This window comes from Antarctobacter albus, assembly GCF_900101505.1.
Classification (GTDB): domain Bacteria; phylum Pseudomonadota; class Alphaproteobacteria; order Rhodobacterales; family Rhodobacteraceae; genus Antarctobacter; species Antarctobacter albus.
Genome location: NZ_FMZI01000001.1, coordinates 262691 through 282698, shown reverse-complemented (window position 1 = coordinate 282698; position 20008 = coordinate 262691). Strand labels below are relative to the sequence as shown.

The 20008-nt window shown below is 66.9% G+C and carries 21 protein-coding genes, 1 tRNA gene and 1 riboswitch; of the genes, 7 read left to right on the top strand and 15 right to left on the bottom strand.

All coding sequences use genetic code 11. The features are described 5' to 3' along the window. Positions 1–36: 36 nt before the first annotated feature. Positions 37–1164, bottom strand: coding sequence for a polyamine ABC transporter substrate-binding protein (locus BLQ71_RS01370; RefSeq protein WP_074620446.1), 1128 nt, complete (start codon positions 1162–1164; stop codon positions 37–39). 136 nt (positions 1165–1300) lie between these two features. Further along, positions 1301–2179: a LysR family transcriptional regulator gene (locus BLQ71_RS01365; protein WP_074620445.1), complete on the bottom strand. Its 879-nt coding sequence runs from the start codon at positions 2177–2179 to the stop codon at positions 1301–1303. Between the two features lie 145 nt (positions 2180–2324). Between BLQ71_RS01365 and BLQ71_RS01360 the strand changes: the two genes are divergently transcribed. Genes BLQ71_RS01360 through BLQ71_RS01350 form a run of 3 tightly spaced genes read left to right on the top strand, consistent with a single transcriptional unit; the run spans position 2325 to position 4574 of the window. Further along, positions 2325–3023 (top strand): BtpA/SgcQ family protein, encoded by a 699-nt coding sequence (locus BLQ71_RS01360; RefSeq protein WP_229754824.1) that lies wholly within the window; start codon positions 2325–2327, stop codon positions 3021–3023. Next, positions 3020–3661, top strand: coding sequence for a phosphoribosyltransferase family protein (locus BLQ71_RS01355; protein WP_074620443.1), 642 nt, complete (start codon positions 3020–3022; stop codon positions 3659–3661). Before BLQ71_RS01360 ends, BLQ71_RS01355 begins: the two co-directional genes overlap by 4 nt. 46 nt (positions 3662–3707) lie before the next feature. After that, positions 3708–4574: a polysaccharide deacetylase family protein gene (locus BLQ71_RS01350; protein WP_074620442.1), complete on the top strand. Its 867-nt coding sequence runs from the start codon at positions 3708–3710 to the stop codon at positions 4572–4574. On the opposite strand, the gene BLQ71_RS01345 is transcribed toward BLQ71_RS01350, so the two are convergent. From BLQ71_RS01345 to BLQ71_RS01290, 12 genes are all read right to left on the bottom strand, one after another. Continuing rightward, entirely contained in the window at positions 4571–5989 is a 1419-nt protein-coding gene (locus BLQ71_RS01345) for an AMP-binding protein (protein WP_074620441.1), read from the bottom strand. The genes BLQ71_RS01350 and BLQ71_RS01345 overlap by 4 nt on opposite strands. Further along, positions 5982–6830 carry a hypothetical protein gene (locus BLQ71_RS01340; RefSeq protein WP_074620440.1) on the bottom strand — a complete coding sequence of 283 codons (849 nt, stop codon included), beginning with the start codon at positions 6828–6830 and terminating at the stop codon, positions 5982–5984. The genes BLQ71_RS01345 and BLQ71_RS01340 overlap by 8 nt, the downstream gene beginning before the upstream one ends. Then, the gene (locus BLQ71_RS01335) at positions 6827–8155 is read right to left on the bottom strand and encodes a hypothetical protein (RefSeq protein WP_074620439.1); all 1329 of its coding nucleotides are present in this window, start codon (positions 8153–8155) and stop codon (positions 6827–6829) included. Before BLQ71_RS01335 ends, BLQ71_RS01340 begins: the two co-directional genes overlap by 4 nt. Next, positions 8152–9243: a DUF3419 family protein gene (locus BLQ71_RS01330; protein ID WP_074620438.1), complete on the bottom strand. Its 1092-nt coding sequence runs from the start codon at positions 9241–9243 to the stop codon at positions 8152–8154. The genes BLQ71_RS01335 and BLQ71_RS01330 overlap by 4 nt, the downstream gene beginning before the upstream one ends. Then, positions 9236–11680 (bottom strand): PEP/pyruvate-binding domain-containing protein, encoded by a 2445-nt coding sequence (locus BLQ71_RS01325; protein ID WP_074620437.1) that lies wholly within the window; start codon positions 11678–11680, stop codon positions 9236–9238. The genes BLQ71_RS01330 and BLQ71_RS01325 overlap by 8 nt, the downstream gene beginning before the upstream one ends. Continuing rightward, positions 11677–12582 (bottom strand): UbiA family prenyltransferase, encoded by a 906-nt coding sequence (locus BLQ71_RS01320; RefSeq protein WP_074620436.1) that lies wholly within the window; start codon positions 12580–12582, stop codon positions 11677–11679. Before BLQ71_RS01320 ends, BLQ71_RS01325 begins: the two co-directional genes overlap by 4 nt. Then, on the bottom strand, positions 12579–13838 hold the full coding sequence (locus tag BLQ71_RS01315) for a hydroxymethylglutaryl-CoA reductase (RefSeq protein ID WP_074620435.1): 1260 nt from the start codon (positions 13836–13838) through the stop codon (positions 12579–12581). Before BLQ71_RS01315 ends, BLQ71_RS01320 begins: the two co-directional genes overlap by 4 nt. Positions 13839–13993: 155 nt before the next feature. Next, complete coding sequence (locus BLQ71_RS01310) at positions 13994–14548, bottom strand: ThuA domain-containing protein (RefSeq protein WP_074620434.1); 555 nt, start codon at positions 14546–14548, stop codon at positions 13994–13996. Positions 14549–14553: 5 nt separating this feature from the next. Continuing rightward, complete coding sequence (locus tag BLQ71_RS01305; protein ID WP_083342112.1) at positions 14554–14796, bottom strand: SDR family oxidoreductase; 243 nt, start codon at positions 14794–14796, stop codon at positions 14554–14556. A 66-nt stretch (positions 14797–14862) separates the two neighbouring features. Beyond that, positions 14863–15078, bottom strand: coding sequence for a hypothetical protein (locus BLQ71_RS01300; RefSeq protein ID WP_074620432.1), 216 nt, complete (start codon positions 15076–15078; stop codon positions 14863–14865). Beyond that, entirely contained in the window at positions 15056–15565 is a 510-nt protein-coding gene (locus tag BLQ71_RS01295) for a cytochrome P450 family protein (RefSeq protein WP_074620431.1), read from the bottom strand. Before BLQ71_RS01295 ends, BLQ71_RS01300 begins: the two co-directional genes overlap by 23 nt. A gap of 243 nt (positions 15566–15808) precedes the next feature. After that, positions 15809–16333, bottom strand: coding sequence for a hypothetical protein (locus BLQ71_RS01290; RefSeq protein WP_074620430.1), 525 nt, complete (start codon positions 16331–16333; stop codon positions 15809–15811). Between the two features lie 196 nt (positions 16334–16529). Continuing rightward, a riboswitch (TPP riboswitch) is annotated at positions 16530–16624 on the top strand. Positions 16625–16679: 55 nt separating this feature from the next. Here BLQ71_RS01290 and thiM point away from each other — a divergent pair. The 4 genes from thiM to tenA are packed head-to-tail and all read left to right on the top strand — an operon-like array spanning position 16680 to position 19592. After that, a complete protein-coding gene (thiM, locus tag BLQ71_RS01285; RefSeq protein WP_074620429.1) occupies positions 16680–17468 on the top strand; it encodes a hydroxyethylthiazole kinase in 789 nt (262 codons plus the stop codon). Continuing rightward, a complete protein-coding gene (thiE, locus tag BLQ71_RS01280) occupies positions 17465–18076 on the top strand; it encodes a thiamine phosphate synthase (RefSeq protein ID WP_074620428.1) in 612 nt (203 codons plus the stop codon). The genes thiM and thiE overlap by 4 nt, the downstream gene beginning before the upstream one ends. Then, complete coding sequence (gene thiD, locus BLQ71_RS01275; RefSeq protein WP_074620672.1) at positions 18073–18876, top strand: bifunctional hydroxymethylpyrimidine kinase/phosphomethylpyrimidine kinase; 804 nt, start codon at positions 18073–18075, stop codon at positions 18874–18876. The genes thiE and thiD overlap by 4 nt, the downstream gene beginning before the upstream one ends. Further along, the gene (tenA, locus tag BLQ71_RS01270) at positions 18873–19592 is read left to right on the top strand and encodes a thiaminase II (protein WP_074620427.1); all 720 of its coding nucleotides are present in this window, start codon (positions 18873–18875) and stop codon (positions 19590–19592) included. Before thiD ends, tenA begins: the two co-directional genes overlap by 4 nt. A 200-nt stretch (positions 19593–19792) precedes the next feature. Here the strand turns inward: tenA and BLQ71_RS01265 are convergent. Then, positions 19793–19876: transfer RNA gene (locus BLQ71_RS01265), tRNA-Leu, on the bottom strand. Between the last annotated feature and the right edge of the window lie 132 nt (positions 19877–20008).

Below are 20008 nucleotides of genomic sequence, written 5' to 3'. Positions count from 1 at the left end.
AGGCCCCGGCGCAAGGCCGGGGCGCGATGCCTGCGATCAGGCGGTCTTGTACTCGGACCAGAAGTCGTTCCAGTCCTCGAGGTCCTGCTGGCGTGGGATGTCGCGGAAGAAGAGACGGCCCTCGGAGAGCAGCTTGATCGGCGACTGGTCGTCACCCTCGATCAGACCCGAGCGTTTCGCCTCGGCCGGGTCGGCCTCCTGGATGGCCTTCCAGCCGGATTTCAGCGGCGAGAGGCCGGGATAGGCGGCCATCTTGATCGACTTCACCTGGCCCTCCGGGCTCAGCATGTAGTTGATGAACTTGTTGATGATCTCGTGTTTGGTCGTGCCCTTGCCGATGGAATAGCTCTCGGTCCACTGGATGCCGCCCTCTTCGGGGATCACGCTGGCCACCGGGGCGCCGTCCTTTTGCAGGACGCCGGTGATCCAGTCGCCGATGCCCGCCATCGCCAGCATCTCGCCGTTCTTGAGGCTTGCGAAGGTGCCGCCGTAATCGAAATAACCGCCGACCTGGGGTTTCAGGCTCAGCGTCTTGTCCATGACCGCCTCCCAGGCGTCCTCGGAAATGTCGAAGGGCGACGGATCGCGGTTGCCCATCAACAGCGAGACCTGGCCAAGCGACGGCAGGTGCCAGTCGAAATGGCCGAGCTTGCCGGTGATCTTGGGGTTCCAGAAGGCGTTGTAGCTCATCGCCTCTTCGCGGGTCATCACGTTAGAATTGTAGGAGACACCCAGGAGCCCGAAACGCACCATGACCGACCAGAGCTGGTCGCCCGTCCAGTGGCCGGGAAAATTCTGGTACTCGGGCCAGAAGTCGTCGAAGGGGTACAGGCTGGGGTCCATCTCCTCGATGTAACCGGCCATGTTCAGCTGCTGCACGAACTCGGCATCGGACAGGATCAGGTCATAGGTGCCCGGCGGCGACTGGGCAATCAGGCCCAGCATATTGTCACCGCCGGCATAGTATTTCGGCACGAACTTGACGTTGTTGGCGGCCTCGAACTCGGCCACGATGTCAGGCTCGGCATGGCCGTACCAGGCCAGCATGTTGATCTGCACCGGGTCCGCGGCCCAGGCGCGGTTGATCATCGGCGTCGTCAGCGCGGCACCCGCGGCCCCGGCCAGGAGGCGCCGCCGCGAAAGGGTAAAGGTCGATCTGGTCATGGAACCTCCGTGTCGGTCTGTTCTGTAATCCGCCGCCCGATCCGCGGAACTGCGGCCAAAGCGATCTGCTGCACAGCCTATGAGCAGATTGGACCAACTGGGAAATTTCCAGTTGGTATGATTGCATTTAGGATTCTTATGCTTTGACCGCTGATCGCGACCTCTGGATATGCTCCAGCAGGTGCTGCGCCAGCCCGTGCCCGGCCCCGCTCAGCGCGGCGTGCTTGTAGAACAGGCCAATGCGCAGGGGCGCCAACTGGGGAAAGCCCTCGTCCGGGCGGCCCACCCGCATGCCCGGCATCAATGTCGCCGGGGTTAGGGCCGTGGCCCCCAGCCCGGCGCGCACCGCCGTCTGCAATCCGGCCACGTCCCGTGACAGCAGCACGGTCCGCCAACTGCGCCCGGCCAGCCGCAGGGCGTTACGCATCCGGCTGGCGTATTCGCAAGGCTCCGGGTGGCAGAGGATCGGCAAGGGTGCCCTGGGGTCCAGGTGGAAACTGTCCTTGACCGCCCAAAAGGGTTCGACCAGCGCGCTTTCGACAAGGTAGGGCACATCACCCTCAGGCACCACGGCCACGCAGATATCCAGCGTGTCGGCGGCAAGCGCCGTGCGCAGGCCGCTGGACAGAAGGCTTTCGATCTCGATGCTGACCTCGGGATGGGCCACCGCGAAGTCCGCGATCGCCTCGAGCAGGAAACTATGGGCGAAATCCGTGGGCACGCCGACACGGATGCGCCCGGACAACGCCCGATCGCCGAAATGCGCCACGATATCGTCGTTCAGCCGCAGCATCTGGCGCGCATAGGGCCCAAGGGCCACCCCCGCATCCGTCAGCGCGAACTGCCGCCCCGCGGTGCGGATCAACTTGGTCTGCAAAAGGTCCTCCAACCGCCGGATCTGCAGGCTGATGGCGGGCTGGGTCCGCCCCAGCGCCTGCGCCGCGCGGGTAAAACCACCCAGGTCGACGACGGTGACGAAGCTGCGAAGAAGGTCGGTCGGGATATTGGTGGCCATGCAAGCATAGTCGCGCCTTATGCAGTTATCAGAATTATAAATTTTTCATATGCCCAAGGGATTCATAGCTTCTGTCTGAAATACGGGAGATGATCCGATGACCTGCCCAGATTTTAGACAGTTGCTAAGCGGACAGGGGCCCATCGTGACCCCCGTCATCCACGTCCTGGACCGGGACCAGACGCTGACCAACATCGACATCGCGTTGGAGGTGGGCTGCCCCGGTGTCTTTCTCATCAACCACGATTTCCCGATGGCGCCCTTCCTGCCGATCCTCCGCCAGGTCAGGGCCGCACGACCTGGGGCCTGGCTGGGCGTCAACTTTCTGGACCAGCCCGGCGACATTGCCTTTCCGGTGCTGGCAGGGCTCGCACGCGAGGGATTCTCCTTTCAGGCCTATTGGGCCGACGATGCGCGGATCGACGAGGCCGAACAGGTTCAGGCAGAGGCCGCGCGCATGGCCCGTATCCGCGCCGACAGCGGCTGGAACGGTCTCTACTTCGGCGGTGTCGCCTTCAAGAAACAACGCCCCGTGCCGCCAGAAATGTATGCCACCGCCGCGCGGATCGCGGCCCGTTACATGGACGTGGTGACGACCTCAGGCATTGCCACCGGACAAGAGGCCGACCTGTCCAAGATCGAGACCTTCCGCAGCGCGCTGGGCGCGGCACCGATGGCGCTGGCCTCGGGCATCACGCCGGAAAACGCCGCCCGCTATTGCGATGCGGTCAACTGCTTCCTTGTCGCCACCGGCATCAACCTGCCGGGCGATTTCTACAACATCGACCCGGCGCGCCTTGCGGCGCTGCTCTCTGTCATCCGAACCCACGGAGCAAGCTCATGACCCATTCCAAAGGCCCCCGCGACGACCGGTGGTATCTTTCGCTGATGTCCCCCAACACCAAGGGGCCACAATTCGCCTGGCTGGACCCGACCTCGATCTACATCAACTCCACGGCTTTCGGGGACCTGCTGGACGATCTCTGCGCCGAGCTGAACCCGGGGCAGATCGACGTGGTGGCGGGGCTGGACGCGATGGGCTTTGTGCTGGGGGCGGCGCTGGCGGCGCGGCTGGGGCGCGGGTTCCTGCCCATCCGCAAGGCGGGAAAGCTCTGCGTCGAGACCGACAGCGTCAGCTACGGCAACTACTCGGGCCGCACCCAGGACATGGAGATGCGCACCCCCGCCTTTGCCCCCGGAACGCGCGTCCTGCTGGTCGATCAGTGGATCGAGACCGGCGGCACGATGGACGGCGCGATCCGCCTGGTCGAACGGCAACAGGGCACGGTCGCCGGCCTCGTGGCCATCGCCGTCGAAGAAAACGACAGGACCGCCCGCTACCGCGAGACCTACAGCGTGACAAGCGCGGTGCTGCCCGGCACCCCCTGGCAGGCGGACTGCAATGCGCAATCGCTGGGCAGTTTCGCCCGCTATGCTCCGCCGCGCACCTTTCCCACCGCCGGGCGCAGCCCCGCCCCTTGATCCGCCGCGCGGGCCGGTCGCAGGCTGCAGGCAAAAAGGACCCGACATGTTGTTGCACCCCCTGCCCTGGCCCGACGGCAAACGCCTTGCGGCTGCCATCACATTCGACATCGACGCCGACAGCCTGATCCGCAACGCCCGTCCCGAAGACGGGCACCTGCGGTTGGCGCCGGTCAGCATGGGCCGCTACGGGCCGACCGTCGCCGTGCCGCGCATCCTGGACAGCTACCGGCGGCTGGGTCTGCGGCAGACCTTCTTCATCCCGGCCTGGGTGATGGAAACCTACCCCGCGACGGTCGAGATGATCCTGAAGGACGGGCATGAAATCGGGCACCACTCCTGGCGTCACGAAGACCCGATGGGGCATTCCGATGCGCGCGAGGCCGAGCTGTTCGGGCGCGCGATGGAGGTCCACCAGCGTCTCACGGGAATGAAACCGCGCGGCTATCGCGCGCCGGTCTACAACGCGACGCCCGGCGTGATCGAGCGGCTGATCACCGAGGGTTTACTCTATGACAGTTCGCTCATGGCGGACGAGATGCCCTACCTGCTGCGGGCGCCCGCAGGTGAGTTGATCGAACTGCCCCCGCACTGGGGCAACGATGATTGGCCCCCCTTCGCCCATTTCGAGGAAATCGGATACCTGATGCCGGTGCGTGCGCCCTCGGACGGCATCCGCGCCTTTGTCGAGGAATACGAGGCCGCGCGCGAGGTTGGCGGGTTCTGGATGCCGGTGCTGCACCCGTTCCTGACCGGGCGCCTGGCGCGCTGGCAGGTTCTGGAACGCTGGCTGGAAGAGGTGCTGACACGGGGAGAAGCCTGGTTCGCACCGCTGGAAGAGATCGCGCGTCACGCCGCCCAACATCGTGATGACCTGCGGGTGGACGAGGTGCCCGGGCCGGAAGCAGTCTAACCGGCCACCAGCCTGCGCAATTCCGTGTAGTCGACCTTGGACCGGTGCCGCCGGTCCAGCGGGATGGCCGCGACCCGGCGCGCATCGGCCAGCCCCAGCGCGCGGGCCTTGGCGGCACAGTCCACCGGGTCTGCCGTGCCCTCGTAGACCAACAGCGGCCCGCCATCGCCAGATAGCAGCGCGGCGCGGGAGACACCCGGCCAGCTTTCGGCTGCCAGTTCGATCGCGAAGGGATAGAGCGGCCCGTCGCGCCCCGGCGCAACCCCATCGCTTCGCCCCAAGAGCCAGAGCCGCCCCTGCCCGTCCAGCCGCCCGGCATCTCCGGTCCGGTGCCAGACGGTCGCGCCTTCGCGGATCTTGGTGCCGGTTTCCTGTTGCGGGTCCAGGTAGTGCGCGTTGACATGCGCGCCGGCCACCTGGATCTCATCCGCCACGATGCGCACCTGCGTCCCCGGAACAGGCGCCCCGGTCAATAGCCCGGCGCCCTCGGCCATCGCGGCGCGATCCTCTGCGCCAACATCGGCCCAGTCCAATTCGGCAATCGGCTCTGCCTCGGTCGACCCATAGACGGAAACCACCCGCAGCCCCGGACCGGCGTTCCGCAAGCGATCCACGAGCGCGGGTTTGACCGGCCCCCCGCCGGTAAAGACGCTGTGCAGCACCTTCGGGATCTCTGCGGCCGCCAATGTCTCGCACAGCGCGGGCGGCAACAATGCCCGGGTTGCGCCCGTCTGCCGGATCCAGGCCGACAGCGCCTTGGGGCTGACATCTTCGGGGCGGGTCAGTTTCCAGTCGGGCAGCACGGTTGGGCGCCCCTCGGCCAGATTGACGAGGGCAAAGACCGGAAAGGCCACGAGATCGGTTTCCTCGCGTTCAGTGGCCAGCACCTGCCGCACCGCCTGGAATTGCGCGGTCAGAAAGCCGTGGCTGCGCGGGATCGCCTTGGGCGCGCCGGTGGACCCGGAGGTGAAAGAGATCAGCGCAGGATCGTGCGGGGTCAGGTCCACCGCAGGCACATGCCCGCGGTCCGAATCCGCCGGCGCCAGTCGGGGACAACACCAAAGCGGGGGCAGCAGGCGGATCAGCCGATAGAGACCGCTGGCCAGAAGAAATTTCGGTGCGGTTACCGCCACCGCGTGGCGCAGCCCCCGCAGCCCCATCGCCGGTTCCGGAAAGACCGCCACCGCCCCCAGACGCCAGCAGGCAGCCAAAGCAACATACAGATCGACCCCGACCGGCATGGCGATCAGCACCCGGTCGCCCTTGCCCAACCCGCGCTTGGCACAGGTGGCGGCGAAACCGCTGGCGCGCCGTTCTAGTTCGGCAAAGCTGACGCGCTCTGCCGGAGTGATCAGCGCGGTGCGGGCGCCCTGTTCCGCCGCGACCCGGGAAAAGCGCCGCGCGAGGTCAGTCATCCAGCACTCGGCCCATCAGCGCGTAGCAGCGAAAGACCTCTCCGCCATGACGGCGGCTGCGATCGGCCGAGGCATTGGCCTCATGGATCAGCGCGTGGATCACCTGCGCATAGCCCAGGTCGCGCGCCCGGACGTGAAAGGCCTGGGCCAGGTGGTGGCCAAGCCCGTATCGCAGGCTGGCATAGGTTTTCAGGATCACCGTGTCGGGATTGGCCCCGTGCCCGTAGTTCGGAATGCCGAAAAGATACCCCTGCAGCGCGCCGGTCGCCGCGTCACGGGCGGTAAAGATCAGGTCCGGCTTCAGCAGGGGCACGAAAGGCATGTAGAGCGCCAGGAAGGCGTCAAGCCCGATGGGTTGATAAAAGGCATTGCCCGCAAAGGCGCGGGTCGACAGGGCGTGGACCTCGGCGAAATGCACCTCGGGCGCGCTGCCATCCCAGTTGGCGATCTCGATACCGGGCATCGGATCGGGGTCCGGGCCGATGCCCGCCTCCGGCGTCACGCGGGCCGAGACATAGCGCGACACCGGGCTGAACCCGGCGGTCTCGAAGGCGGCAAGGTCATGCGGGCCGCTCTGCGGTTCCATCAGGAAGGGCGGCGTGCCGTCGCTTTCGGTCACCAGGCGGTAGCTGTGCCAGGTGTCGCCGCTCATCGGCCCCAGGACGCGGGTTATGCCCTGCGTCCTGACCTCGTCGCAGATCGACCGCAGCAGCGCGGCGCCCTCTTCGGGACTGTCGCACTTGAATTCGCCGATTGTGGCGGTTGCTGCGCCATCCCATTCCGGCCCGCCAGGATAGAGGTTGGCCCGCGCGCCCCCAGACTCTCGCAACTGTTTCGTCATGTCCCCGCTCCCCCGTTCAGCAGGCAGTTGCCGCCATATAGACACAGCGCGGGCAACGCCCCAAGCACGGTGATCCGGATCTCGGCGCCGCGTTGGAACAAAGCGGGCCAGACCTGCGGCAAGAGCCCGGCCAGCAGGATCAGCACCGCCGCCTGCACCTCTTGCCCCGCGTGCCAGGCCATGCTGCCAACATTAAGGTCGCTCAGCAGGAACCACAGCAGCCAAAGCGTGCCGCAGGCCGCAAGGCCGGCGCCCAGGCGCAGCCCCCGCGCCATGTCCGGCAGGCCGTGGGACACCAGCCCCGCGGCAATCGCGGCGCAACCGATACCGTAAAACCCGATGCCACTGGCAGCGCAGGGCACGTCGATGGCAAGGAAGGCAAAGCTGACCGCCGCAAGTCCCGTCACCACGTTCAGCGCCCCCCGGTCGGTCCCCTCCTCTCCTTGCCGGGCCGAAAGCAGCGCGTGCCCCAGCAGGACCAACCCCGGCAGGACCGCGTTCCAGACGTGGACCGCACAGAGGATCATGAACAGCGCCACCGCATGGATGCGGGCGATCTGTCCGGTGGTTCCGGCGGCCCGGCTCAACCCGTAGGCCAGCGGCATGGCCAAGGCCGCCGCAACCAGCCGCGTCAGCCCGCCCGTGTCCGGCCAGCCGTAGAAATTGACCAGGAACAGGTAGACACCCATCGGCAGGAAAAGGTTGTCCAGCCCGGCCCAGCTGTCGGCCTCGATCACCGTGGCGAAAAGCGCGATACAGAAAGCGGCGAGGATTAGCTCTCCGCGCCCCATGTCGGTCAGCAGCAACAGGCAGATCATGGCCAGGATCAGCGTCACCAGCAGGAACATGGTGCTGCCCTCGACGCTCTTGCGGCCATCGGGTGTCAGGTAGAAGTTGCGGCCATAGGCACTGCCGGCCAGCGCGGCGGCGGCATCGCCAAGCGCGACCACGGAGAGCGGCAGGATGTAGAGCACCGGATGCGACCCCTGCAACAGGAACAACAGCCCCACCGAGACCACCAGCAAAACGTCTCCCCAGGACTTGCGCTCGACCGAATGCAGCGCCCGTCCCGGCCCTGCCAACAGCGGGGTCCGCATGGCCACCATCGCCGACAGGGCCAAGCCCAGCACCAGCCAGACCGGCCAGTCTTCCACGAACAGCCAGGGCAATGGAATGGCCAGCCCCGAGGCAAGGACATGCACGATCTTGCGCGCCAGTTCCGGGTGCCAGTCGCCCCTGCGCGCCACGCGCGACAGGACCGTCATGATGCCCAGAAGGCCCAGGATCAGCCCCAGCGCCAGTGCCGATTGCCAGAGAATGCTCATCCGACTTCTTCGACCACGAAATCGGAATAGAAAAAGGCCATGTCCTGCGCCTTCAGCCGGGTTTCGAGGTCGCCCAACGTTGTGACACGGTGGGCCAGAGCGGGCGGCACGCGGCGCGGCGCCATCATGTTCCAGTAGACTAGGCGTGCCCCGGGCCGCGCCATGTCCAGAAAGGTGCCATAGACCTGCGCGGCCAGCTCGGCCGACATGTATTCAAAGATATCCGACAGGTAGAACCCTGCCACGCCACCCAGGGTCAGCGCCTCTGCCGTGCCCTGCACCGGCTGGATTCGGTCCAGTCGCGACCGGATGACCTCGTGGGCCTCTGCCCGCCATGGCAGTGGCAACGCAGTGCCGTGGCAGCGTTTCATGATCCAGTGCAGGTAGGGGTTCTGCGCCGGGTCGGTGTCCACGCCTGCGTGACGCAGGCGGGAAAAGACGTGGTCGGCCACGCTGCCCTGCACATGTTCGAAAAACGCCGGATCGCGGCCCAGCATCCCCATCGCGGCGCGAGAAAAGAACAACCGCACCAAGAGGCGCCAGCGCCAGGTGTTGAACCGGTTGTCGAAAAACACCTCGCGCGCGGCCCTCTCGCGTGGCTCGAAGATCGCGTCGATGGTCGCGCGGCTGTGCACCAAGGGCAGCAGGTAGCGCGAGAACATGCGGAAATAGCCCTCGAACTTGCCCAGACCGCCCGCGCCAAAGGCCTCGACCTGCGGCGTCAGCGCCGTCCAGAAGGCGCGGGTTTGCCCCGGTGCGTCCGACAGCGCCCGGGCCAGCAACATGGCCCGCCGGGTGCTGTGGCGCGCGCCCATCAGTTCCAGGAACTCGGAATGGGTCAGGGCCTTGTAGGCACCCAGCCGCAGGTTCAGGCATTCGATCTGTGCGGGCGAGATGTCGACGGCAAAGACCCGTGCCGGATCGGTCAGCAGCAGCGCCAGGGCATTGTCCCCCGAGGCACAAACCGCCACCAGATCGCCCCCCGACACGTCCCCCATCGCCTGCGTCAGGACATCGGCATCCTCCCAGGCCTGGGCATAGCGGATACGTTCGAACGAGGCGCGGAGGTCGATGCCACGATCATCCATCGCGTTTCCTAACCTCTCCGCTGCCGCCGTCCACCTCGATCAGGTCGCCGGTCTGCAACCAGCAGGTCGCGTCGCGGATGCCGACGACGCAGGGAATCCCCATCTCGCGTGAAACGATGGCCGAATGCGACAGGAGCGAGCCGCGCTCCACGACGATCGCCGCGGCCCCGGCGAACAGAGCGATCCAGCCGGGATCCGTGTTCGCCGCCACGAGGATCTCTCCCGGTTCCAGCATCTCGGTCCTCGGATCGCGAACGACGCGGGCGCGCCCGGTGATCTTGCCTTTGGAACAGCCGGTGCCAGTCCGGTCATCGCCGCCTTCGACCTTGACCGGGGGCGCCTCTGCCGGGCGATAGGCCCCCACGGGTCCGCGCAGTTCGATCCGTTCCGGCGGCGCGGGGCGGCTGGCGCTGGCCTCTGCCTCGGCCTTGCGCATGGCGGCCAGGGCGCGCAGGTCGTCGCCCGGCGCGTTGCCCTCGATGGCGCCCATGACCTCGGGGACGGTCAGGAACAGCACGTCGCGCGGTGTATCCAGCAGGCCACGCGCGTGGAACTCGCGCCCCATCGCCAGGAAACAGCGCCGCGCCAGGGCAAAGATGCGCGTGCGTTCGAACCGCAGGTTCTCGCGGTCGCGTACCCGGGCGGCGGCCCAGCCCGTCAGGGCGCGCGCCAGGGCACGGCGCAGCGGCTGTCGCGGGAAAAGCCCGTTCCAGTCGGGAACATTGCGGCGGGCCTGCGGTTCGTCGGACCGGCGGGCGGCGCTGGCAATGGCAGCCAGCAGCGGTGCCGGATCAACCGACAGAGGCAAGCTTTCGAGTTTCAGCTCCTCGGTGCAGCGGTCGCCGAAGTCGGCAAGGTAGGCGGTAACGGCAGAGTTGAGATCGGGGAACGCGGATAGCGCGTCCCGCCCCTGCCCCAGTGCGTCCAGAGCACCGGGCATTTCCCGCGCCATTCGGCCCATAGCGGCGATACGCCGGGCCGGTTCGGCAGAGACGATCCCGCCCTGCCCGATCATGACATCGTTGTGAAACCCCTCGCCCGCCTCTCCGGCCCATCGTTTCAAAAGCGCGCGCGAGGCGCCGAACCCCATCATGCAAAGGAAATCGTTGACCAGCGGCGCGTCCCAGCGATCCAGCAACCGAGCCTCGATCCGGCGGTACATGGCGGCCAGCTGGGTCAGGTTGGCGCCAGCGGTGTCCGCCCCCTCGTCCAGCGCGGATTGCAGCCGCGCCAGGAAATGCCGCCGGGTCCGGCCCAGCCGCATGGCCTCGAAGACAAGGCCACCCGCCACGCGCCCCAGCCCCAGGAACGCCCGGACCTTCTGCCAACCGCGCGCCGGGTCCGGTGCCAGCCGGTCGGTCAGCTCGGACGGCAGCGGTTCCTCGACGCCCATCATGGTTTCCATGTAACCCCGGTTGAGCGAGAAGGCCGGCAAGAGCGCCAGCGCACGATACCAGTTGCCTAGGTTGTAATAGACCCGCCCGTCGACGCGGGTCAGAAGATTGTCGAAGACGGCGGCATTCTCGGCGATCTGCGCCTCGCGCAGGCCCAGCAGACGGACAAAGGCGCGGTAGACGCGATTGTAGCAATAGGCGGCAAAGCTGTAGGTCAGCGGGCTGACGAGGCCGGGATAGCTCTCGACGATGTTGGAATTGTCCAGCACCACCAGCGCCTTATCCGGCCTGGGCGCGGGGCGCAGATCGGTGGTGATCGGGCGGGATTGCAGCAGGTGCAACCGGCTGCCCTCGTAGGCCCATTCGACATCCTGCGGGGTGCCGAACGCCGCCTCGGCCCGACGGGCAAGATCGGCGACCTCGGTGGCCTCTTGCGGCGTCAAGACCTCGGGCGGATCAGGCGCATCGACGACGCCATCGCGCGAAATAGTCCAGCTTTCGCCATCCACTTCGCCACCGACCAGCGCATCGGCCAATCCCTGCACGGCGGACACAACGCAGATATCCCGGCGTCCGCTGACCGGATCGGCGGAAAAGCCGACCCCGGCCGTCCGCGCGGCGATCATGCATTGCACCAGCACCGCCGGAAGGCCGCTGTCGGCCACGCCCCGGTCGGCCCGGTAGCGCGCGACATGTTCCGCCTTGCCCGAGGCGCGCACCTGCGCCGCCGCCGCCGCTATGCCGTCGGCGGGAACATTCAGGACGGTGTCGAACTGGCCCGCATGGCTGGCTTCGGCCCCGTCCTCTGCGCGCGCCGAAGACCGCACCGCATAGGGCCCCGGCCCAAGCGCGGCCAGCGCGTCCGGCAAGGCGCCTGTGACGGACTCAAGCAGGTCACTGCCATGTTCGGCGAAAGCCTCGTCGGCCAGGACAAGGAACCCGGGGACGTCAAAACCCGCCGCTTTCAGCCGGGACAAGGCTGCGGCCTTGCCGCCCACCTCTTGCGGGTCCTGCGCCCTGTCCGCCGGGATCACCCCCTTCATACGCCGCCCCCCAGCACCAGCGGCAGCCCAGCAGCACCTGCGTAGCAGACCAGCACCCAGAGCCCCGCCGCCGCATCCAGCCGCGCCTGCGTGGTGCGGGATGGGTGACGCGTGAAGGCGAAACTGACAAGGGCGGCCCCTGCCAGCCCCGGGCCCGCCAGAACGACGAAAGGCCAGAACAGCCCAAGAACGGCGCCCAGCCCGACCAGCAGCGAAGCCGCCAAAGCCACCAGTGCCAGCCAGATACGCGCGCTGCGCTCCGGTCCCCAGAGCGACGAATAGCTCTCGACGCCCTCGCGCTCGGCCTCGGGGGCCCATGTCTTGCGCCCGATCTCCAGCACGCAGCCGTTGACGAAGGACAGCGCAAGGAACAGCCAGAGCCCCGGCGCCGGACCGCCCTGCCCGCGCCATTCGATCCCGGTCAGCATCAGATCCATGATCGGCATGATCGCCATGTGACTGACGAGGTAGACCAGCATATGTGCCCGCAGCCACTCCGGCGCGCCGAATTCCACGGTCATCAGGGCCAGCCAGAGCCAGCACAGCAGCAGCAGCCAGACCACCCCGGCCCCCGCCGCCGCGATCAACCCCACGGGGATCACCCCCACCGCCAGCCAGACCACAGTCCTCAAGCGCACCAGTCCACGCGGAATGGGTCGTTCGGGCCGGTACAGCCGGTCGATCTCTCGGTCCTTCCATTCATCCGCCGCGCGCATCTGGAAAAACAGGATCATGGCCAGCAGGAACCCGGCACCGTAGCTGCCCATCCCCGGCAGGGGACGCCCGGCCAGCAGCGCCGAAACCGTGACGCTGGCGGCGGAGAACACCGCCAGCAGCGGCGCGGTCTTAGCCAGCGGAAACCGCTCTTTCTGGTAGATCAGGAAACGCTGGAACGGGGTCATCTGAGGCGCGCCAGTTTTTCATGCGCCGAGGCGAAGGTGCCCGAGGCCATTGCCGCGACGATGGAAATCTCGCCGCAAAGACAGGTCGCGGCGACCACCTCGGCCAGAGCCTCGCCGTGGCCCGCGCCGCGCAGCCCCATGAGGTCCAGGCAAGCGGCCTGCGCCGGCAGTCCCGTGCCACCGCCCACGGTGCCCACAAGGATCGACGGCATGGTGACGGAACAGAAGAGCCCCGTGTCGCGGCGTTCCATTCGGGTATATCCGACCGCGCTTTCGGCGACACAGGCGGCATCCTGTCCGGTGGCGATATAGACGGCGGCCAGGCCATTGGCGAAATGCGCCTGCGCCCCGAATTGCCCAGAGAGAAGCGCACCCAGGTTCGCCACCCTACCATAGTCCAGCATGGCCTCCATCGTCGTGCCCAGCGTGGTTTCGACAACCGCCTCCGGCAGGACGACAGAGGCGCTGACCTTGCGCCCGCGCCCGGTGATCATGCCCAGGCTCGAGGCCTTCTTGTCACCCGAGAAATTGCCCTCGACATACCAGTTGCGCGGTTGGATCGGGCAATGTGCGGCCACATGGCGACAGAGCGCCTCTGTGGCGATCGTCACCATGTTCTGTCCGGCGGCATCGCCGGTCGTGTAGCGGCACAGCAGGAAGACCACGTTGTTGTCGATCACCGGTTCCAGCGAGACAAGCTTGCCGTGCCGGGTCGTGTCCTCGGCCCTGGCCTTGAGCAGGTCCGCCTCCGTCACAACCCAATCGACGAACTGCCCCGCCTCCAGAAGCGTTTCGAACACGAAGGCCGGGCTGCGCAACACACCCTCGTACAGCACCGCCGTGCCGATCCCGCCGGCCTTGTTCGCGGCCCGCGCCCCCCGCCCGTAAGAGGCGACCAAGGCGGCCTCCGACGTTGCCATCGGCACGGGGTAATCACCCACGGCGTTGACCCCGTTGATACGCAGCGGCCCGATAACCCCCACCGGCAGCGACACGGTCCCGATCATGTTCTCGATATTGGCGGCGTAGTGCGGCAGGTCCGCCTGCGCCCGCGAGTCAAAGAGACAGGCGGCGCTTTCGGCATCGAGGCCCAGGTCGCGGTGCAGGCGCGCCACCGTATCGGCGGTCACGCGTGGCGACATGCGCAAAGAGCGGCTGCCCTCCGGCCGGGGGGCCATGTCGGGCAGCGCGCCCGTCCCGGCGATCCGCTGCCGCACCCGGCGCAGCATTTCGGAGACGTGAAAAGGGACGATCATGCAAGGACTTTCGCAAGATGGGCCGGTCGCAACCCCGGGGACCGGGCATCACGGGGGAATACGGGACTGATTGTCGGCGGTCCTTGTCGTGTTTACAACTCGTTAGATGGGTTTGCGTCGAATTTCGGGGGATCGGTGGCGCGGGCGAATTGCCCTCAGACCGGAACGATGCCGCTGTCCCCGCCGTCGCGGGCCCAGCCGACGGGGTGATCCACGCCCTCGCCCATGCGGCCCTGGGCGAGGATGATCGCCTCGGGGTGAAGGGCCAGGTCGCTGTAGTGTTCGTCAGTGACGGCGAATGGCGCGATGTCCGCTGTCACGGGTTGGTCTTGCACCGGGGTCACGTCGACGGTTTCCAGCCCCGGCGCGTGATAGCGCCGACCCCAGACCCATCCGCCTGCCAGCAGGTCGAGCCAGCCTTGCCAGCCGTCGAAACAGATACAGCCCGTGTGCAGCGCGACGATGCCGCGCCCGGCCCCGGCATGAGCGTCCAGCATGCTCACCAGTTCCGGACCGGTCTCATAGGCCCATTCGGCCCGGTAGGGCGCGTATTTCTCGTTGCCCAGCATCCGGAACCGCAGCGCCCGCACCCCGACAAGCCCCGCCGGGGCTCGGTCCAGCGCGGAGACCGGATCTGCCGGAGAACCGACAAGCTCCGTCTCCATGCCAGCCGCTGCCGGGATGCCGCCTTTCAGGATGACCACGCGCATTGCCGTTATTCCCGCGGCAGCGAGCGCAGAAGGCTGTGGCAGACGCCGCCGTCCACCACCAGCTGATGCGCATTGACGTAGCGGGGCTGCGGCGAGGCCAGGAACCAGACCGCCTCGGCGATGTCCTCGATCTTGCCCAGACCGCCGTTCGGCACGGCACCTTCGCATGCGGCGCGGACCTTGGGATCGGCATAGAACGGCGCGGACATGCCTCCGTCGATGAACCCCGACGCGATAGCCCTCGGCATCGAATTTTGCGGCCACGCCTGCCCCGAGGCCCGCAGCGGCCCCGGTCACGATTTCGGATTTCATGCTCATTCCTCGGGTTCGGGTGTCAGGAGAACGGGATAGGACGAAAAATTCATGCGGGAGGTGTTGGTGTCCTGCACCGCCGAACGGTCCGGGTCGGGGCGCACGTCGCGGTCCAGCAGCGTCTGGACCAACCGCGTCACGATCCCGTACTGGTGCCTGTCCGGATCGGTGTCCGGCCCCGCCGGCAGTCCACCGTCAAGATCGCGGCCAAGGCACATGTGCATGCCATAACCAAAGGTCAGCCCCAAATCGGCACGCCTTCGGACAAGGCGCGGCCCGTACGGCTTCCTTGTCTCGGGTCACATGGGTCAGCGTCGCGCATTCCGAGAAGTTCTTGACCAGTTTCAGCAACTGCTCGGTTTCCTCGGGCGATTTCTCGGGCCGGTCGAGGCCCGCGAAATCTGCAGTCAGGTTCATCGTGACGCGATAGCCGAAGTCGATCAGGTCCATCCCGCCGCTCGCCGAAAGCGGCCCGATGACCTGTGCCAGGGCGGGCAGGAATATCTCTGTCTCGTAGACCGAGAAGTCGTCCCTGCGGAGCACCGAAAACTCCAGCACCCGCCGCTTGTGATGGTCTCGGCCATGCAGCGTCAGCAGGACGTCATCCATGACGACGCCCCCCTCGTCGTACAGCGCCTGGCGCATGGAACGGTCCGTCAGCACACGCGTGATCTCGTGGTAGTCGGGTATGACCTGGCCAGCCATAAAGGCCTCCTTGCGGGCATCTGGAAATCCCGACAGCTGTCCCGGTCAGGTGCTTGCCGGGGCCGTCTGCGGGTGACGATTGCATTGGCGCGGATCCTGCGGATCGACTGCCAGCGTCCTCCAGGCTCCTTCCCCGAGCTCCTGTTCCCGGCCAGCCTTCACGGATCGGATCGCTGCCGTCCCAGCCCTCGGCCGCTGCTGCGGGCTGCCGACCGGCACCGATCCGCGGCGCCACACGGGCAGTCAGCGAACCGCCGAAACGCCTGTCCGCCCGCCGAGCGCGCCATAGACGCGGGCCTGCATCGCGATCCATTGCGCCGCTGGCCGCGTCTCTTGCTCGACCCGCAGGAAACTGGTCCCGAAGCGGTCCGGGCGAAAGTTCCAGACCTCCGTCAGCAACCATTGCCCCCGGACATGTTTCAGGACGGCCACCGAGGGCACCGGATCGCCGACCAAGAGGTTCTCGGTGATCATCCGGGTTTCATGAGTGGCGACAATCGTCGTCTCGTCGATGCGCTGCGCGTCGAGGCAGACCGCGAAGTAAGAGCTGAGATTGAGGCAGAAGATCCGGTGCTGGATGTTCTCGAAGATCATCCGCAGATCGTCCGGCGTGGAAAAGACATGCGCCGCATCGAGGTTCACAAGCCGAAACGGAAGGTCGAAGACCCCCTGGTATCCGTCGAAATCCCTGGTGCGGATCACCCCCTGCGCCCGATGCAACAGATCATCGTATATCGACTTGGCATTCAGGTCGTCGCGATCAGGCATACCCGGCCTTCTGGAAGTGTTCTGCATCCAGCCTATACACAAGGGGATGCAAAAGGCCAGTATAAACAGGGTCTTGCAAGGATTTCCCCCTTCGACAGGCCAATTCCCGCCATCCCGCGACCCAAACGTCCGGATTTCGCGACGCGAAACCGGCGAAGCTGATTGACGCTGGCGCCGTCTGATGCGACCTTCTCGCCGTTAGCGACAGGGGCGCTCGGGAAACCGGGCTGAGACGTACCCTTCGAACCTGAACCGGATAATGCCGGCGGAGGGAGGCGCACAGGGCAGACCGGACTCCGGTCGACGTCTCGTGATCTCTCATGCCGCCGGGCGAAAGGAGATCACGATGGACGATACGGGACAGCACTTGGATCACATGCGCCGGACGGCGCCGCTTGTTCAGAACATCACGAATTACGTCGCCATGAACATCATGGCCAACGTCATGCTCGCGGCCGGGGCTTCGCCCGCGATGGTCCACGCGCGCGAGGAAGCGGCCGAATTCACAGGCCTGGCGCAGGCATTGACGATCAATATCGGGACGCTCTCACCGGCCTGGGCCGACGCCATGCTGGAGAGCGCCGGGGCCGCTCAGGCGCAGGGAACGCCCTGGATACTCGATCCGGTGGCAGTCGGCGCCACGGGTTATCGCCGGGACATCGGTGCACGCCTATTGAACCTCGCCCCGACCGTGATCCGGGGCAATGCGTCGGAGATCATGGCGCTGGCCGGCGCCGACGCAAGCGGCAAGGGCGCCGACACCGCCGACGCGGTTTCCCAGGCGCAGGAGGCTGCAAGCGCCCTGGCACGGCGGACCGGCGGCGTGGTCGCCGTGACCGGCCCCGTGGATTTCGTCACCGATGGCACGCGCAATGCCGAGGTCGCCAATGGCCACGCCCTGATGCCCCGGGTGACGGCCCTGGGCTGTTCCCTGACCGGCATCGTCGGCGCCTTTACCGTCGGGCAGGATCCATTTGAGGCGACCATTGCCGCGCTGGCCTTTTTCGGTCTTGCCGGCGAACAGGCCGCCGAAGGCGTCCGGGGACCGGGGACATTCCAGGTGGCCTTCATTGATGCGCTGTACACGATGACGCCAGAGGACCTGGCGCGCGGCGCCCGGATCACGCTGGCATGATCCCGCCGCTCTGTTTCATCACGGATGCCACCGCACCCGCACCGGTCATCGTCCAGGCGGTTGCCGCCGCACAGGGAGGCGCCGAATGGGTTCAACTGCGTGACAAGGTGACACCGGACGCGGATCTGGCCCGGCTCGCGCGGGCGCTGATGACCGCACTTTCCCCCTTCGGGACCAAGCTGATCGTGAACGATCGGGTCGACCTGGCCATCGCGATCGGCGCGGCGGGTCTGCACGTCGGCCAAGGTGACGGAGATCCCGACCGCATCCGCCGGAAGATCGGTCCGGACATGATCCTTGGCCTGTCGATCGAGACGGCAGCGCAGCTGGACGCGGTGCCCGCCGGTGTCGACTACCTCGGCGTCGGACCGATCTACGCGACCGGGTCCAAGCCAGATCACGCCGCACCCATCGGGTTGGACGGTTTCGCCGTGATCGCCGGGCGCACCTCGCTGCCCTGCCTCGCCATTGGCGGCGTGACGGCCCGCGACGCCGCGCCGGTCAAGGCCGCCGGTGGCGCCGGGCTGGCCGTCGTCTCGGCGATTTCACGGGCGGCGGACATGACCGCCGCGACCCGGACCCTGATCCACGCATGGAGGACGGCATGATCCCGAACATCCTTTCCATCGCCGGTTCCGATTGTTCCGGCGGTGCGGGCATACAGGCCGACATCAAGGCGATCTCGGCAAATGGCGGCTACGCAATGAGCGTCCTGACCGCGCTGACCGCCCAGAACACCCGTGGCGTGACGGCGGTCAGCCTGTGCGACACCGACATGGTTGCCGCCCAGATCGCGGCAATCCGCGACGACATCGCCATCGACGCGATCAAGATCGGCATGCTGGGTGACGCGGCCATCATCGAAACGGTGACAAAGGGCATCGCGGGTCTTGCATGCCCCGTCGTGCTGGACCCCGTGATGGTCGCCAAGGGCGGCGACAGGCTGTTGCGGGCACCGGCCGTGGCGGCCTTGCGGGACATGTTGCCCCTTGCCGGCGTCATCACCCCCAACCTGCCGGAGGCGGCGGACCTTCTCGGCTGTGCCGAGGCCGCAACCACGGAAGAGATGATCCGGCAGGCCCGGGCACTGCTGGCGTTGGGGCCGGGCGCGGTGCTGCTGAAAGGCGGGCACCTCTCCGGAGACCGCAGCCCCGATCTCCTGCTCTCACCCGATGTCGAGGCCTGGTTCGACGGCCCCCGCACGGCGACGCGCAACACGCATGGCACGGGTTGCACCTTCTCGTCGGCGCTGGCCACCGCCCTCGGGTCCGGGCTGGCGATCACCGAGGCCGCCGATCGGGCCAAGCGTTACATCAGCGCCGCCATTGCGGCGGCAGACCGGTTGTCGGTCGGAACGGGGCACGGCCCGGTCCATCACTTTCATTTCATCACGGGGACAGACAGATGACCTTCACACAGGATTTGGCCAAGCAGACCGCGGATCTGTGGCAGCAGATCTACGACATGCCCTTCAACCGCGACATGGCATCGGGCACCCTGCGCCGTGACGTGTTCCAGGGATACATCGTGCAGGATGCGCATTATCTCGAAGGCTTCGCCCGCGCCCTGTCACTGGCCGCGGCCAAGGCCCCCTCGGCCGAAGTGCTGGCGCAGCTGGCGGGTTCGGCAACCGGAGCGATCCACGTCGAGCGCGAACTTCACGCGCATTACATGGGCCTGTTCGGGGTTTCCGACAGCGCTTTCGCCGCCATTCAGCCCTCTGCGGCCTGCGACCACTACCTGTCCTTCCTGCTGCGTTCCGCCGCGCTGGGGGACTTTCAAGAGGCGGTCGCGGCGCTTTTGCCCTGTTTCTGGATCTACCGCGAGGTCGGCCGGGACATTGCCAAGCACAGCCAGCCGTCAAATCCCTACGCGGCCTGGATCGACACCTATTCCGGCGAAGCCTTCGACGAAAGCGTCTCGCGCATGCTGTCCCTGACAGACAGGCTGGGGGCCGAAGCGGATGGCCCGACGACGACACGCATGGAACGGGCCTTTCGCAGGGCCTGCTGGCACGAATGGCGGTTCTGGGACAGCGCCTATCACATGGAGGACTGGGCCCAGCCGCCAGCCGCGCAGGGCGCCCCGGCGTACCAGAGCGGCCCCCCGGTCAGTGCCCCCTGAGCGTCAGGATCAAGGGAGCGGGACCCGAGGTCCCGCTTCGCGCCCGCAACACAAGGGGGCTGCCGCCTGATGTTTCACTAGGCCCAAATGGCCGTGTCTTGAGGTGTGGGGAAGAACGGGGACAAAGGCGGCGAAAGCACGCTGTCACCCTACCGTGTGACCCGTCCAGATGCGCCGGGCCTGCGCATCCGCCAAGTCATTGGTACCCAAGGCCGGACTCGAACCGGCACGCCCGAAGGCGGGGGATTTTGAATCCCCTGCGTCTACCATTCCGCCACTTGGGCCCGTAGGGCCATATACACATGGGCAAGAATGGGGGCAAGCGGCGTTGGATGCCCTTTTGATCATTCCAGGGCGCTTTCGCGGCCTCCCCAGAGGGATGCGACGGTCGGACGCTGGCCTACTGGAACACGACC